Source organism: Halalkalicoccus sp. CGA53, from assembly GCF_036429475.1.
In the GTDB taxonomy this organism is placed as follows: Archaea; Halobacteriota; Halobacteria; order Halobacteriales; family Halalkalicoccaceae; genus Natronorarus; species Natronorarus salvus.
The window spans coordinates 2,760,661-2,773,669 of record NZ_CP144125.1 but is presented as its reverse complement, the minus strand read 5'-3'; the positions used below and the strand labels follow the sequence as shown (position 1 = coordinate 2,773,669).

The following is a 13,009-nucleotide window of genomic DNA, read 5'->3' as shown; positions in this document are numbered from 1 at the left end:
CCATGGCACGAGTTCAACTAGAGGGAGTCACGAAACGGTACGACGACGTAACGGCGGTCGAGAACATGAACCTCGACATCAAAGACGGCGAGTTCGTCACCTTCGTCGGCCCGTCGGGCTGTGGGAAGTCGACGACGATGGAGACGATCGCCGGGCTGACGATCCCCACCGAGGGGAAGATCCACATCGGCGACCGGGACGTCACGAACCTCGCGCCGAAGGACCGCGGGATCGCGATGGTGTTCCAGAACATCGCGCTGTTCCCGCACATGGACGTCTACGACAACATCAGCTTCGGACTCAGGCTCCGAAAGTTCGACAAGGAGGAGATCGACCGGCGAGTCGAGGAGGCCGCCGACGTCGTCCAGCTGGAGGGGATGATGGACCGGATGCCCGACGAGATGTCCGGCGGCCAGCGACAGCGCGTCGCCATCGCCCGCGCGCTCGTCCGCGAACCCGACGTGTTCCTGATGGACGAGCCGCTCGCGAACCTGGACGCGAAGCTCCGGGTGCACATGCGCACGGAGCTCCAGCGGCTTCACCGACGGCTCGACACCACGATCATCTACGTCACGCACGACCAGGCCGAGGCGATGACGATGAGCGACCGGATCGCGGTGATCGACGCGGGCGAACTCCAGCAGATCGCCCCGCCGCTGACCTGCTACAACGAGCCGGCGAACCTCTTCGTCGCGGGCTTCATCGGCTCGCCGTCGATGAACTTCGTCGACGCCGAAGTGACGGCGAACAGCCTCGAGACGGAGAACTTCTCGATCGAGTTCGACCCGTCGACCACGGAGGGGATCGGGCCGGGCGACCACGTGACCGTCGGCGTCCGCCCGGAGGACATCTACCTCGAGGGAACCGCCGACGGCCTCGACTACCCGTCGGGGGTCATCGACGCCCGGACGGACGTGCTCGAACCGATGGGCAACGAGGTGTTCGTCTACCTCGTCACCGGCGAGGGCAGCGAGACGAGCATGGAGGTCGAAGGCGGCGCGGTGACCGACGACCAGCTGCTGATGAGCGTCGACCCGGACACGCAGATCGAGGTCGACGAGGACGTCAGGGTCGTCCTCGACCGCTCGCGGGTCAACCTGTTCGACGTCGAGACGGGCGACGCGCTCCGTCACGGCCTCATCGACGCGGCGAGCGCGACGGGCACGCCCGAACGCGGCGTGGGCGACTCCGACTGATAGGGAAAGGGTAATCCCCGATCGTCGGTCTATGTCGAGTATGACCGGTGATGCGTCGGTACGGATCGGTATTATTGGACTCGGAAATATCGGCCGTCACCACGCGGATCAGCTCCGAACGAGCGGCGGACAGCTAGTCGGCGGCGTCGACATCCTCCCCGAGGCGAGAGAGCGCTTCGCGAGGGACTACGGCGTCGAGACCTACGCCGAGGCCGACGACCTCTTTTCGACCGCCGACGCCGTGATCGTCACGACGCCGAACCGCTTCCACGAGGAGTACGCCGTCGGCGCGCTCGAGGCGGGCCTCGACGTCCTCCTGGAGAAGCCACTGGCGCACGACGTCGAGAGCGCCGAACGGATCGCCGCCGTCGCGAGGGAGTCCGAGGCGATCTGTATGGTCGGCTTTCACAACCGGTTTCTCCCGCCCGTCGAGGTGCTCAAAGACCGGATCGATTCCGGTACCTTCGGCGAGGTCACCCACGTCGACGCGAACTACGTCCGTCGTCGGGGGATCCCGGGCCGGGGCTCGTGGTTCACCGACCGGTCGATCGCCGGCGGCGGTGCGCTGATCGACATCGGGGTCCACGCGCTCGACGTGGCGCTCTACCTCCTCGACTTCCCCGAGATCGTGGAGGTCTCGGGCGTGACCCGCTCGGAGTTCGGCACCCGCGAGGACTACACCTACCTCTTCATGTGGGGCGAGGACGACCGCGAGGGCGAGTTCGACGTCGACGACTCCGCGACGGCGTTCATCCGGTGTGCCGAGGACCGGACGATCAGTCTCGACGTCGCCTGGGCGGCGAACCAGCCGAACGACGATTCGATCACGGTGCGAGGGACCGACGCCGGGGCACGGTTCGACCGCGGGGACGGCTCGCTCGACATGTACCGGACGAGCGAGAACGGCGCGCCACACTTCGCCGACCAGAAGGTGACGACGCGTGAGGTGAACGCACACGCGGCCGAACAGCGGGCGTTCGTCGAGGCGGTCGAGGCAGGCGTCCAGCCCGGACGGAACACCGTCGAGCAGGCGCTGGCCGTCCAGCGGGTGATCGACGCGATCTACCGCTCCAGCGAGCGAGGCGAGGCGGTCGGCATCGTGGCCGAGACGACGGCGGCGACGAAGTAGAGAACCAACGGTTATAGGTGACGGGAGCGTCGCTCGGCACATGGAGATCGGCGTACTGACCGATGCACTCAGTGATCAGTCCGTAGACGAAGCGTTTCGGTATCTCTCCGAACTCGGCGTCGACGCGGTCGAAATCGGCTGCGGCGGCAACCCCGGCGAAGACCACCTCCCGAGGACGAAGACCCTCGAGAGCGACAGCGCGCGCGCTGAGCTGATCGACGCGACCGAGGAGTACGACCTCCGGATCAGCGCGCTCGCGACGCACAACAACCCGCTGCACCCGGACGACGAGCGGGCGGCAGAGTCCGACAGGGAACTCAGGGAGGCGATCGAGCTCGCGGACCTGCTGGGCGTCGAGGCTGTCACCTGCTTCTCGGGGTTACCGGGAGGGGGCCCGAACGACGAGACGCCGAACTGGATCACCGCACCGTGGCCGACCGAGCACGCCGACAACCTCGAGTACCAGTGGGAGGTCGCCGTCGAGTACTGGTCGGACCTCGCGGAACACGCCGAGACCCACGACGTGAAGATCGCGATCGAGATGCATCCGAACATGCTCGTCTACGAGCCACACGGGATGGCCCGACTGCGCGAGGAGACGAGCGAGTACGTCGGCGCGAACTTCGACCCCTCGCACCTCTACTGGCAGGGTATCGACGTCTGTGAAGCCATCAGATATCTCGGCGAGCGTAACGCGATCCACCACTGCCACGCGAAGGATACCCGGGTCTACGAGGCGAACAGCCGGGTGAAGGGCGTCCTCGACACGACCCCCTACACCGACGAAGCGAACCGCTCGTGGCTCTTCCGGAGCGTCGGCTACGGCCACGGCGAGGCGCACTGGAAGGACGTCGTCTCCACGCTGCGGATGGTCGGCTACGACGGCGCGCTCTCGATCGAACACGAGGACTCGCTGACCTCCTCGCGCGAGGGCCTGGAGAAGGCGGTCGAACTGCTACAACGGGCGGTCTTCACGACCCAGCCAGGCGAAGCGTACTGGGCGGAGTAGGGACCACCGGATGGTCCGTGCCGACCGGGTCGGAAGCCGGTTCCTCCTCGAAGTCGGTCCCGACGGATCGGTTGAAGTACCCGACGCCCGAACGGCCGGCCATGGACGCGATCGTCGACCCGAGTCCGGCGGTCTGGTCGATGCTGGAGGCGATCGGCGTCCCGCTGATCCTCGTCCTCTTCTACTTCGACGGGATGGTGGTCGGCAAGGTCACCCCGCCGGCAGCCCTGTTCGTCGCCTACGTCGCGCTCGCCACCCCGCCGACGTCGGTGCTCGTCCTCCTGGCCGCCGCGAGCGTCGCCGCCTCGACGCTCGGACAGTGGACGCTCTACCGCGGGTTCAACGAGGAGAGCCCCGAGTTCTTCGGGATCAGGCGACGAGTCCCGTACGCCGATCGGCTCCCGTTCGTCGTCCGGAGCGGGGTCGGCGAGCGTCGGATGGCGTTCGTCACCCGCTACTTCGACCGTTTCGGCGGGGCCGCGCTCTGTCTCACCAACGCGGTCCCCCTCGTCCGCAACCTGATGAGCATTCCGGCCGGGCTGAGCCACTACCCGGTCGGACGGTTCCTCCTGTTCTCGGCAGCCGGGAACACGCTCTACCTCGGGGCGCTCGTCGCCATCGCCTTCGGACTCCTCGAGACAGCGCGGTTCCTCCCCGTTCCGTAGGTCGACCCCCTTCGACACCATCCGCGCCGATACGGACGGACAAGACCGATCGGACGACGGGGCCTAGCGGTCCCGTAGTCGACGGACCGATCAGCCGACGAGGACGAGCAGCCCGATCATCGTCACGAGTCCGACGCCGATCCCCCCGATCAGCTCGGGCCGACCCCGTCTCGGGAGCCCCGAGCCGTACTCCACGCCGGCCGGGAGGAACTCAACGAGGACGAGGTAGACGAGCGCCCCGGCGGCGAAGCCGAAGCTGAGCGGGAGCAGCGTCTCGACGCTCGTCACGAACGTGTAGGCGAGGGCGGCACCGATCGGCTGTGGGAGCCCGGAGAAGACCGCCCAGCCGACGACCTTCCACTTCGCGATCCCGGCGGCGACGAGCGGGATGGCGATCGCAAGCCCCTCGGGGACGTTCAGGATCGAGACTGCGACGCTCACGAAGACCGCCAGCGCGGGGATCTCCCACCCGAGGAGGGACAGGGTTCCCTCGCCGTCGAGGCCGAGGTCGGCGAAGGCGACGCCGACCGCGATACCCTCCGGGAGGCTGTGGAGCGTCAGGACGCCGACGGTGAGCACGAGCGTACTCGGGTCGACCGCCCCCGTCGCCCCCGGGCCGAACTCGACGCTCGCGACGAGACGGTCGGCGGCGAGGACGAACGCCACGCCCGCGGCGAAGCCCAGACCGACGGAGTGCGGATCGCCCTCGGTCAGCCCCTCGCCGACGAGGCCGAAGACGGACACCGAGAGCAGGATCCCCACGGCGAGCCCCCAGAGCACGACGATCGCACGGTCGCCGATCTCGTCGACGACGAAAAAGGGGAGGACGCCGAGGCCGGTCGCGAGACCCGTGATCAGGCCGACCGCGGAGACGAGCAGCAGGTCGGTTGGGACGGTCATCGGCTTCGGTCTCTCGCTGGAGGGCGACGACGTTTTCGATCTCCCACCGAGAGCGTCAGATTACCCGCGACGAGATCGATCGGATAGCCACGTCTTACGGTCGGTCCGGGTATCCCCGATGGTCACGTTTCGGATGCCCGCCGGAGTTGAGATTCGATAGTGTGAGAGGGTATGAAGGCCGTCGTTACGGGCGAGGGGGTTCTGGGTGGTGACCCTCGCCTCGATGGAACGCGAATCGGCGTCATCCACGTCGACCGTCGGTACGAGGGTGGCGAGACACCCGGGGCGATCGCCGCGAGCTTCGACGGTCTCTCGGTCGCCGACGTCCACTCGGCGCTCGCGTTCGCGTTCGTCGATCCTCAGACGCTCCGCTCGACCGTCTCGCGTTCGCGTTCGTCGATCGAGCGGATCCGTGAGGACCGGCCCGTCGACCCGAAGGAATCCCCGACGCACACCTGAATGCGGATCCTCGCCGCCGAGAGGGTGAAACCGGCACACGTCTCCGCACTCAGAGCTGGCGGCCACGACGTGAAACGTGCGGGTGATACGATCGGTAAGGGTGTGCCGGACCGAGACGTACTCACGTCGGCCGTTGAATCGGATCGAGCGCTTCCCCTACGATCGAAAGGAGTTCTCGAACGGGGACGACCACGCTGGCGTGTTCATCGCGGACGAGACGATGAGACCGAGGGACGTCCGCCGTGGGACCGAGCGCGTAGACGAGGCGTATCCCTCGCTCGACGACGTCGTCGAGTACCTGGTCGACTGGCCGTGATCTCGATCCCCGACAGCTAAGGGAGAACGCGCTGTAGCCCCGGCTATGTCACTCTCCGTCGGCGTCCTCGGCTACCGGTTCATGGGAAAAGCCCACGCGAACGCGCTCGCCCGCCTCCCGATGTTCTTCCCGGAGGCACCGGAGGTCTCCCGCGACGTGCTGGTCGGCCGCGACGAGGAGGCGTTGGCGGAGGCGGCCGACCACCTCGGGTTCGAGCGGACGGAAACCGACTGGGGGACGGCGATCGAGGAGGTCGACGTCTTCTACAACCTCGGGCCGAACCACGTCCACGCCGAGCCGTCGATCGCCGCCCTGGAGGCGGGCGTCCCCACTTTCTGCGAGAAGCCGCTCGCACCCACCCTCGACGAGGCGGAACGAATGGCGGAGGCCGCCGCGAACGCCGACATTCCCGCCGGCTGTGCGTTCAACTACCGGTTCGTCCCGGCGATCCAGTACGCCCGACACCTGATCGAGGCGGGCGAGATCGGCGAGATCCGTCACGTCCGCGGGCGGTACCTCCAGGACTGGCTGGTCGATCCAGGTGCCGAATGGTCTTGGCGGAACGACAGCGAGATGGCCGGCAGCGGCGCGCTCGGCGACCTCGGTTCCCATACGATCGACCTCGCGCGCTTTCTCGTCGGCGACTCGACCGGGGAGATCGAGCGGATCTCCGGACACCTCGAAACGTTCGTCGAGGAGCGTCCGACCGGCGACGGCGAAACACGCCCGGTGACCGTCGACGACGCCTACACGGCCCAGGCGAGCTTCGAGAACGGCGCGGTCGGGAGCTTCGAGGCCTCCCGGTTCGCGACCGGGCACAAGAACGACCACACGATCGAGATCCACGGCTCGGAGGGAAGTCTGAGGTTCTCGCTCGAACGGCTGAACGAACTCGAGGTGCTCACCGGCGACGACCGGGGCTACCAGACGGTGCTCGTCACCGACGAGTCCGATCCCTACGTCGACCACTGGTGGCCGCCGGGCCACGTCGTCGGCTGGGAGCACACGTTCGTCCACGAGAACTACGAGTTCCTCTCGGCTGTGGACTCCGGGGGTGAGTTCGCACCGAGTTTCGCCGACGGACTGGCCGCCCAGCGCGTCATGGACGCTATCGAACGTAGCGACGCACGCGGCGAGTGGGTCGACCTCCGAGAGGGATCGTCGTAGGGACTCACGGTTCCTCGACTGCGAAACGACAGAGACCAGTGAGAGGGACGATCGGCTACGACGACCCCACGAGGGTCCGGACGAGGCGCACTCGGCACGGCGACGGAATCCGTGATCGCTCCCGATCGGGCCGCGAGACGCGGTAGGATCGCCGTTCGAGAAGGGCAGTGATGGTGAGGAGAACCGACAGGCTCAGCGCGCCGATCCGTGCGGAGTCCTCCTCGTCGAGGCGATCCAGCGTCCGGTGAAACCAGAAGAGATCCGCCCAGAGACACCGGTGAAACCGTCGTAGCAGCGGATGCGGGACGAGTTTCGCCGCGTCGGGAATCAGAGCCCAGACGCCACCGAGGAGCACGAGCGTTCTGGAATAGGGACACGGCGGGAGGAGGGTGACGAGAACCGCTGTCGCGGCCGCGCCGACACTGAAGTGGGTGATCCCCTGTGACATAGGTCTCGTGGACGTACGTCACCACTCTCCTTTAGGCTCGTCGTTCGTTCCCCCCGGGAGGGGTCGGCCCGGGGCCTCGACGTGAGAACCGGACGGTTCGCGTTCGGGTCCGTCGAAGAAGTCGAGCAGCAGGTCGTTCACCTCGGCCGGGCGATCGGCCTGCACCCAGTGGGTCGCTTCCTCGAACCGTTCGACCCGGAGGTTCGCCACCCACTCCTCCAGCCCTTCGGTGAGCCGCGGCGAGAGCGCGACGTCGTTCATCCCCCAGATGACGAGCGTTTCGGTACTTACCTCACCACCCGTCGAGACCCACTCGGGATCGGGCTCCCTGCCCGGGATCACCCGTTTCGGGAGTTCGCGGACCACCCCCCGGCCGGCGGCACGATAGTAGTGTATCGCGGCAGAGAGCGCGCCGGGTCGTGCGAGCGCCGCCTCGTACCGTTCTCTGTCCCGGTTGCTGAACGCCCCCGGGAGGGCGCTCCCCTGCACGGCGCTCTCCACCACTCGATACCCTCCCACACGGAAGCCGAGTTCGGGGAGCACCGGCAGCTGGAAGAAGAAAGTGTACCACGACCGTCCGAGCTGATCCGCCGTCCGTAGTTCCCGTTCGAACGCCCTCGGATGTGGCGCGTTCAGGATCGCGAGGCGATCGACGACCTCCGGATGTCTGGCCGCGAGTTCCCAGGCGACCGTCCCACCCCAGTCGTGGGCGACGACGTGCGCCTGGTCGTCGAACGTTCCGATCAGTTCCACGCAGTCGCGAACGAGTTCGCCGATCCGGTAGCTCGCGAGGCTCGTGGGCTTCTCCGATCGGTTGTACCCCCGGAGATCCGGGGCGACGACGTGGTAACCGGCCTCGGCGAGCGCCGGTATCTGCTCGCGCCAGGCGTACCAGAACTCGGGGAAGCCGTGGAGACAGAGGACGAGCGGGCCCTCGCCGGCCTCCACGTAGTGCAGTCTGACGCCGTTTACGATCGTCTCGTCGTGGTGCCACGGCCCCTCGATCGGGCGGTCTCCGACCGGTCGTTCGTCCATGTCCACAGTTCGGCCGCGCGGCGAATAGGCGTACCGGCGACCGGACAGCCTTTCACCGTACTCCGTCTCGTGACATCATGGCACGAGAAGGCCACGTTACGGTGGTCGGTGCGGGCGCGATGGGGGGCGGGCTGGCGACGCAGTTCGCGCTCCGTGATCGCCCGGTGACGCTGGTGGACCACCGCGAGTCGAACCTCGAGGACGCCCGGAATCGAGTCGAGGGGGCTCTCGACGTGCTCGGCGAGACGGGCGCGACCGAGCGGGGTGTAGCGGACGTCCTGAGCGGGATCGAGTTCACGCTCGATCTGGAGGACGCGGTCGGCGAGAGCACCGTCGTCCTCGAAACGGTGTCGGAGGAGCTCGCGATCAAACGCGAGGTGTTCGAGTGCGTGGGCGAGGCCGCACCCAGCGATACTATCCTCGCCTCGAACACCTCGAGCATCCCGATCACGCGGATCGGCGAGGCGGTGCCGGCGGTCGCGGATCGGGTCGTCGGCTGTCACTGGTGGTACCCGCCCTACCTGCTCGACCCGGTCGAGGTGGTGCGTGGGGAGCGGACGAGCGACGAGACGGTCGATCAGACCCGCGCGTTCGTCGAGTCGGTCGGAAAGGACCCGATCCTTGTCGAGCGCGACGTTCCGGGGTTCGTCTGGAACCGGGTGCAGTTCGCGGTGCTGCGCGAGTGTCTCCACCTCGTCGAGGAAGGCGTCGCGAGCGCGGCCGACGTGAACCGGGCGATTCGCGACGGTTACGCGCGCCGCACCTCGGTGATCGGGCCGTTCGAGACGGTGGACCTCGCAGGACTCGACCTCTTTCGAACGATCGCGGCCGACCTCTACCCGGTACTCAGCGACTGTGACGAGCCGAACGAGACCCTCGACGAGCGGCTGGCGGTTGGACGGACCGGCGTCGAGAGCGGCGCGGGGATCTTCGAGTACGACCGGTCGACCGAGGTGGTCGCCCGCGAGCGCGACGAACGGCTGGCCGCACTCGCGCGAGTCCACTCGGGATTCCGGGTCGAGGAGTGAGCCTGCACGCTCCGGGCGGGTCGCTATGCGTCGGAGACCCGAAGCAGAGGCCATGACGAAGGTAGCCGTCACGGGAGCGGCGGGAACCGTCGGCGAGCAGGCGCTGGCGGCGCTCTCCGAACACGACGTGACACCGATCACCCACAGCGAGCACGACGACCTCGGCAGCGTCGTCTGCGACGTGACCGAGTACGAGCACCTGAGAGAGGCGCTCTCGGGTCACGAGGTCGTCGTCCACCTCGCGGCGAACCCCTCGCCGCGGGCGGCATGGGACGAGGTGAAGGGGGTGAACGTCGACGGCGCGTACAACGTCTACGAGGCGGCGCTCGAGGAGGACCTCGACCGTGTCGTCTTCGCGAGCACGAACCACGTCACGCACATGGCGAACGCCGCGGACCCGGCCGACCCGGAGTCGCTGGTCGAACGGCCCTCGGTCGTCTCGCCGGACGATCCGCCACGACCGGACTCCTACTACGGCGTGAGCAAGGTCGCGGGCGAGGCGCTCGGGGCGTTCTACGCCGACCGGTACGGCATCGAGGTGATCGACCTCCGGATCGGCTGGCTTATGGACGAGTCGGATCTGGTCGAGACTCAGGAGGAGGACGAGGAGCGCGCTCGCTATGCCCGGGCGATGTGGCTCAGCCCCGGGGACTGCCGGGACGCGATCGAACGCGCAGTGAGGGTACCGATCGAGCAGACCCCGCTCACGGTGAACGTCATCTCCGCGAACTCCGATCGGTATCTCTCGCTAACGGAGACGCTTCAGGGGATCGGTTACCGGCCACGGGACGACGCGGCCGAGGTCCTCGAGGGATTCTGACCGGGCTCATACGGACGGTCGTAGTCTCGCATCCGATGATCACCGACCCGTACTGGCGATCACCGGTGATCGGATACGACCGTGCGTATCAGGGACACGGGCTGAGGCTGAACTCCCCGCCGTCGATATCCGCGCCGCCGGCCGCACCGAGGTAGAGCGCGCTGTTGATCAGCCCGATGTGCGAGAAAGCCTGCGGGAAGTTCCCGAGGTGGGTTTTCGTACCGGGATCGACCTCCTCTGCGAGCAGACCCAGCGGGTTCGCGAACCCGACGACCCGCTCGAAGATCGACTCGGCCTCCTCGACCCGGCCGGCGAGCGCGAGCGCGTCGACCAGCCAGAACGAACAGAGCACGAACGCGCCCTCCTCGCCCTCCAGCCCGTCGTCGCGCCGGTAGCGGTAGACGAGACCGTCGTCGGTCGTGAGCTCCTCCTCGATCGCGTCGATCGTGCCGAGGACGCGCTCGTCGTGGCCGGGAAGAAAGCCCACGATCGGTATCAGCAGCGTCGCGGCGTCGAGGTGGTCCTCGCCGTCGAACGACTGGACGAAACTCCCCCGATCCTCGCTGTAGCCCCGCTCGCAGACCGTCTCGTGGATCTCGTCGCGCTCTCGCTCCCAGCGCTCGCGCGGCGCGTCGAGGTCGTACTCGTCGGCGATTGCGAGCGCGCGATCGAGCGCCACCCAGCACATCAGTTTCGAGTGGACGTGGTGACGCGGCTCCTCGCGGAACTCCCAGATGCCGACGTCGGGCGTCTCCCAGACCTCGCAGACGTGATCGACGATCGAGCGGACGGAGCTCCAGTCCTCGTCGTCGAGGCCGTCGCCGTACTGGAGCGTCTCGTATATCGCCTGGACGATCGTCCCGTAGACGTCGTGCTGGTCCTGGTGGGCTGCGGCGTTGCCGATCCTGACGGGCTGTGAGTGGTGATACCCCGAGAGCGTCTCTGACTCCCGTTCCTCGAGGTCGGTCTCGCCGGCGAGCCCGTAGACCGGCTGGATCTCCGCGGGCTCTTTCCGGCAGAGCTCGAGGAACCACTCGAAGTAGCGCTCGGCCTCCTCGCGCTGGCCGAGGGCGTAGAGCGCCTGGACCGTGAGCTTCGCGTCGCGGATCCAGTTGTACCGGTAGTCCCAGTTCCTCGGGCCGCCGATCGCCTCGGGCAGCGAGGTCGTCGGCGCCGCACAGATAGCGCCGGTCTCCTCCTGGATCAGGAGCTTCAGCGCGAGCCCCGACCGCCTCGTCAGGTCGTGCCAGCGCTCGTCGATACACTCGGGCGCGTGGTCGTCACAGCCGTCGGCCCAGTCGGTCCAGAACGCCTCGGTCCGCTCTCTGACCCCCTCGGACTCCGAGAGCGACGGGACCCGGTCGCCGTACCGCGTTGCGAAGCGGATCGACTCGCCCGACGAGAGCGTGGGGGTCGCGACCGCTCGATCGTCCAGGGTTCGAACCGAGGTGCCGGTGGCGAGCCAGAGGTCGTGGCCGCCACCGGTCGCGCGGAGCTGTCCGTCGCGCCGCTCGACGGTTGCCTCGACCTCGCCGTAGGAAAAGCGCGGGCGGAACACGACTTCGACCGTCACCGTCCCCTCCTCGCAGACGAGCTCGCGGTAGATACAGTTCCGACCCGCGAGCTCGTGGTCCATCGGGAAGAAGTCGGTCAGCGTCGCCCGCCCGCTCGCGGTCTCGAAGACGGTCCGGAGGACGTTCGTTCGGGGGACGTAGGACTGGTCGCTCTCGAACGGGCCGATCGGCCGGATCGAGAACTCCCCGCCGTTCGCCGGGTCGAGCAGCCCGGCGAAGACGCTCTCCGCGTCGAGCGTCGGGGCACACCACCAGTCGATCGCTCCGTCGCCCGAGACGAGCGCACAGGCGGTCTCGTCGCCGATCAGGCCGTGATCGGAGATCGGGGCGAAACGCATTCAGTCGACCCCCCGTGGACCCTCGTCGGTGAGCACCGCGTCGAGCAGTCGGAGCGGGGTCGCGTCGTAGGCGGGGTTCTCGACCGAGAAGCCGTCGGCGGGTTCGAGCATCACCTCGTTCGGCGAGCGGTGTTCGTTCTCGAAGGCGAAACCGCGGTCGACCACCTTCGCGTCGGAGCCGGCGGCCCAGACCGGCACGCCGAGATCCTTCGCGACGGCCGCGATCGGGTAGGTGCCGACGCGGTTGTAGAGCGTCCCGTCGACGAGGCAGTCCATCCCGACGGCGACCGCGTCGCACTCCCGGAGGACGTGGCCCGACGCGCCGTCGACGACGAGCGTCGCGTCCACGCCGTCGACCGTCGCGAGCGCGCGCGCCGACTTCCGGCCGAGGTAGCGCGGACGCGCTTCCGTCACGTAGACCGAGAGCCGGTTCCCCTCGCGTGCGGCGAGTTCGATCCCCTCGAGCACCGTCGTCGAGTAGTCGTGGGTGAGCAGCGTCGTCCCGTCTTCGAGGCGCTCGCTCAGGTGCATCGCCGCCCGTCGCTTTCCCGTCTCGACGTCGTTGACCACCCGGGAGATCGCCGACTCGAGGACCCGTTTCGCCTCCTGAACGCTCTCGACCTCGGTCTCGGTGACCGCACGGACGACCTCGCGCTGAGTGGTGTGCAGCGAGGCGTGTGAGGTGTTCGCGCGCCTGAGCGCGCGACTGTTGTGCTCGACGTCCTGGACGAACTCCTCGACGGTCGCGTACTCGCGTTCGAGCAGTTCCGAGAGGGCCTGCGTCGCGTTGATCGCCACTATCGAGGAGCTGTGTGTCCGCATCTCCGTGATCTCCTCGACCGTCTCGTCGATCATGTCCGATCCTCGCCCGCGCGAGCGAAAGGTGTTCCGGGGGAGAGCGCAGGCCGTAAGCGTGCTCGTCCCC

Annotated in this window: 14 protein-coding genes; 9 read left to right on the top strand and 5 right to left on the bottom strand. The window is 67.8% G+C overall.

All coding sequences use genetic code 11. The features are described 5' to 3' along the window. Positions 1 to 2: 2 nt before the first annotated feature. The 4 genes from V2L32_RS15995 to V2L32_RS15980 all read left to right on the top strand — a co-directional run bounded on the left by V2L32_RS15995 (position 3) and on the right by V2L32_RS15980 (position 3,999). Entirely contained in the window at positions 3 to 1,196 is a 1,194-nt protein-coding gene (locus V2L32_RS15995) for an ABC transporter ATP-binding protein (RefSeq protein ID WP_331233506.1), read from the top strand. 40 nt (positions 1,197 to 1,236) lie between these two features. Beyond that, positions 1,237 to 2,325 (top strand): Gfo/Idh/MocA family protein, encoded by a 1,089-nt coding sequence (locus tag V2L32_RS15990; protein WP_331233505.1) that lies wholly within the window; start codon positions 1,237 to 1,239, stop codon positions 2,323 to 2,325. A 40-nt stretch (positions 2,326 to 2,365) separates the two neighbouring features. Beyond that, a complete protein-coding gene (locus tag V2L32_RS15985; RefSeq protein WP_331233503.1) occupies positions 2,366 to 3,334 on the top strand; it encodes a sugar phosphate isomerase/epimerase family protein in 969 nt (322 codons plus the stop codon). Between the two features lie 101 nt (positions 3,335 to 3,435). Beyond that, positions 3,436 to 3,999, top strand: a complete 564-nt coding sequence (locus V2L32_RS15980) for a DedA family protein (RefSeq protein ID WP_331233502.1) — start codon at positions 3,436 to 3,438, stop codon at positions 3,997 to 3,999. A gap of 90 nt (positions 4,000 to 4,089) precedes the next feature. Here V2L32_RS15980 and V2L32_RS15975 read toward each other — a convergent pair whose 3' ends face one another. Continuing rightward, the gene (locus V2L32_RS15975; RefSeq protein ID WP_331233501.1) at positions 4,090 to 4,899 is read right to left on the bottom strand and encodes a ZIP family metal transporter; all 810 of its coding nucleotides are present in this window, start codon (positions 4,897 to 4,899) and stop codon (positions 4,090 to 4,092) included. A 171-nt stretch (positions 4,900 to 5,070) separates the two neighbouring features. Here V2L32_RS15975 and V2L32_RS15970 point away from each other — a divergent pair, with 171 nt between their 5' ends. From V2L32_RS15970 to V2L32_RS15960, 3 genes are all read left to right on the top strand, one after another. Then, a complete protein-coding gene (locus V2L32_RS15970) occupies positions 5,071 to 5,358 on the top strand; it encodes a DUF433 domain-containing protein (RefSeq protein ID WP_331233500.1) in 288 nt (95 codons plus the stop codon). A 133-nt stretch (positions 5,359 to 5,491) separates the two neighbouring features. Further along, positions 5,492 to 5,674, top strand: coding sequence for a hypothetical protein (locus V2L32_RS15965; RefSeq protein ID WP_331233499.1), 183 nt, complete (start codon positions 5,492 to 5,494; stop codon positions 5,672 to 5,674). 45 nt (positions 5,675 to 5,719) lie between these two features. Then, a complete protein-coding gene (locus tag V2L32_RS15960) occupies positions 5,720 to 6,841 on the top strand; it encodes a Gfo/Idh/MocA family protein (RefSeq protein ID WP_331233498.1) in 1,122 nt (373 codons plus the stop codon). Positions 6,842 to 6,896: 55 nt separating this feature from the next. Here V2L32_RS15960 and V2L32_RS15955 read toward each other — a convergent pair whose 3' ends face one another. Together V2L32_RS15955 and V2L32_RS15950 are read right to left on the bottom strand one after the other, a co-directional pair. Further along, entirely contained in the window at positions 6,897 to 7,289 is a 393-nt protein-coding gene (locus V2L32_RS15955; protein WP_331233497.1) for a hypothetical protein, read from the bottom strand. 18 nt (positions 7,290 to 7,307) lie between these two features. Further along, positions 7,308 to 8,324: an alpha/beta fold hydrolase gene (locus V2L32_RS15950; RefSeq protein ID WP_331233496.1), complete on the bottom strand. Its 1,017-nt coding sequence runs from the start codon at positions 8,322 to 8,324 to the stop codon at positions 7,308 to 7,310. 77 nt (positions 8,325 to 8,401) lie between these two features. Here V2L32_RS15950 and V2L32_RS15945 point away from each other — a divergent pair, with 77 nt between their 5' ends. Next, positions 8,402 to 9,352 (top strand): 3-hydroxyacyl-CoA dehydrogenase family protein, encoded by a 951-nt coding sequence (locus V2L32_RS15945; RefSeq protein ID WP_331233495.1) that lies wholly within the window; start codon positions 8,402 to 8,404, stop codon positions 9,350 to 9,352. 52 nt (positions 9,353 to 9,404) lie between these two features. After that, a complete protein-coding gene (locus tag V2L32_RS15940) occupies positions 9,405 to 10,172 on the top strand; it encodes an NAD-dependent epimerase/dehydratase family protein (RefSeq protein ID WP_331233494.1) in 768 nt (255 codons plus the stop codon). An 88-nt stretch (positions 10,173 to 10,260) separates the two neighbouring features. On the opposite strand, the gene V2L32_RS15935 is transcribed toward V2L32_RS15940, so the two are convergent. Further along, entirely contained in the window at positions 10,261 to 12,084 is a 1,824-nt protein-coding gene (locus V2L32_RS15935) for a glycoside hydrolase family 15 protein (protein WP_331233493.1), read from the bottom strand. Then, a complete protein-coding gene (locus V2L32_RS15930; protein WP_331233492.1) occupies positions 12,085 to 12,939 on the bottom strand; it encodes a translation initiation factor eIF-2B in 855 nt (284 codons plus the stop codon). Positions 12,940 to 13,009: the final 70 nt, after the last annotated feature.

What these genes read in the sequence shown, in the direction of transcription:
- V2L32_RS15940 (WP_331233494.1), top strand. Translation starts at nt 9,405, where the DNA reads ATGACGAAGGTAGCCGTCACGGGAGCGGCGGGAACCGTCGGCGAGCAG.
- V2L32_RS15950 (WP_331233496.1), bottom strand. Translation starts at nt 8,324, where the DNA reads ATGGACGAACGACCGGTCGGAGACCGCCCGATCGAGGGGCCGTGGCAC.
- V2L32_RS15970 (WP_331233500.1), top strand. Translation starts at nt 5,071, where the DNA reads ATGAAGGCCGTCGTTACGGGCGAGGGGGTTCTGGGTGGTGACCCTCGC.
- V2L32_RS15960 (WP_331233498.1), top strand. Translation starts at nt 5,720, where the DNA reads ATGTCACTCTCCGTCGGCGTCCTCGGCTACCGGTTCATGGGAAAAGCC.
- V2L32_RS15935 (WP_331233493.1), bottom strand. Translation starts at nt 12,084, where the DNA reads ATGCGTTTCGCCCCGATCTCCGATCACGGCCTGATCGGCGACGAGACC.
- V2L32_RS15975 (WP_331233501.1), bottom strand. Translation starts at nt 4,899, where the DNA reads ATGACCGTCCCAACCGACCTGCTGCTCGTCTCCGCGGTCGGCCTGATC.
- V2L32_RS15995 (WP_331233506.1), top strand. Translation starts at nt 3, where the DNA reads ATGGCACGAGTTCAACTAGAGGGAGTCACGAAACGGTACGACGACGTA.
- V2L32_RS15930 (WP_331233492.1), bottom strand. Translation starts at nt 12,939, where the DNA reads ATGATCGACGAGACGGTCGAGGAGATCACGGAGATGCGGACACACAGC.
- V2L32_RS15985 (WP_331233503.1), top strand. Translation starts at nt 2,366, where the DNA reads ATGGAGATCGGCGTACTGACCGATGCACTCAGTGATCAGTCCGTAGAC.
- V2L32_RS15955 (WP_331233497.1), bottom strand. Translation starts at nt 7,289, where the DNA reads ATGTCACAGGGGATCACCCACTTCAGTGTCGGCGCGGCCGCGACAGCG.
- V2L32_RS15945 (WP_331233495.1), top strand. Translation starts at nt 8,402, where the DNA reads ATGGCACGAGAAGGCCACGTTACGGTGGTCGGTGCGGGCGCGATGGGG.
- V2L32_RS15980 (WP_331233502.1), top strand. Translation starts at nt 3,436, where the DNA reads ATGGACGCGATCGTCGACCCGAGTCCGGCGGTCTGGTCGATGCTGGAG.
- V2L32_RS15990 (WP_331233505.1), top strand. Translation starts at nt 1,237, where the DNA reads ATGACCGGTGATGCGTCGGTACGGATCGGTATTATTGGACTCGGAAAT.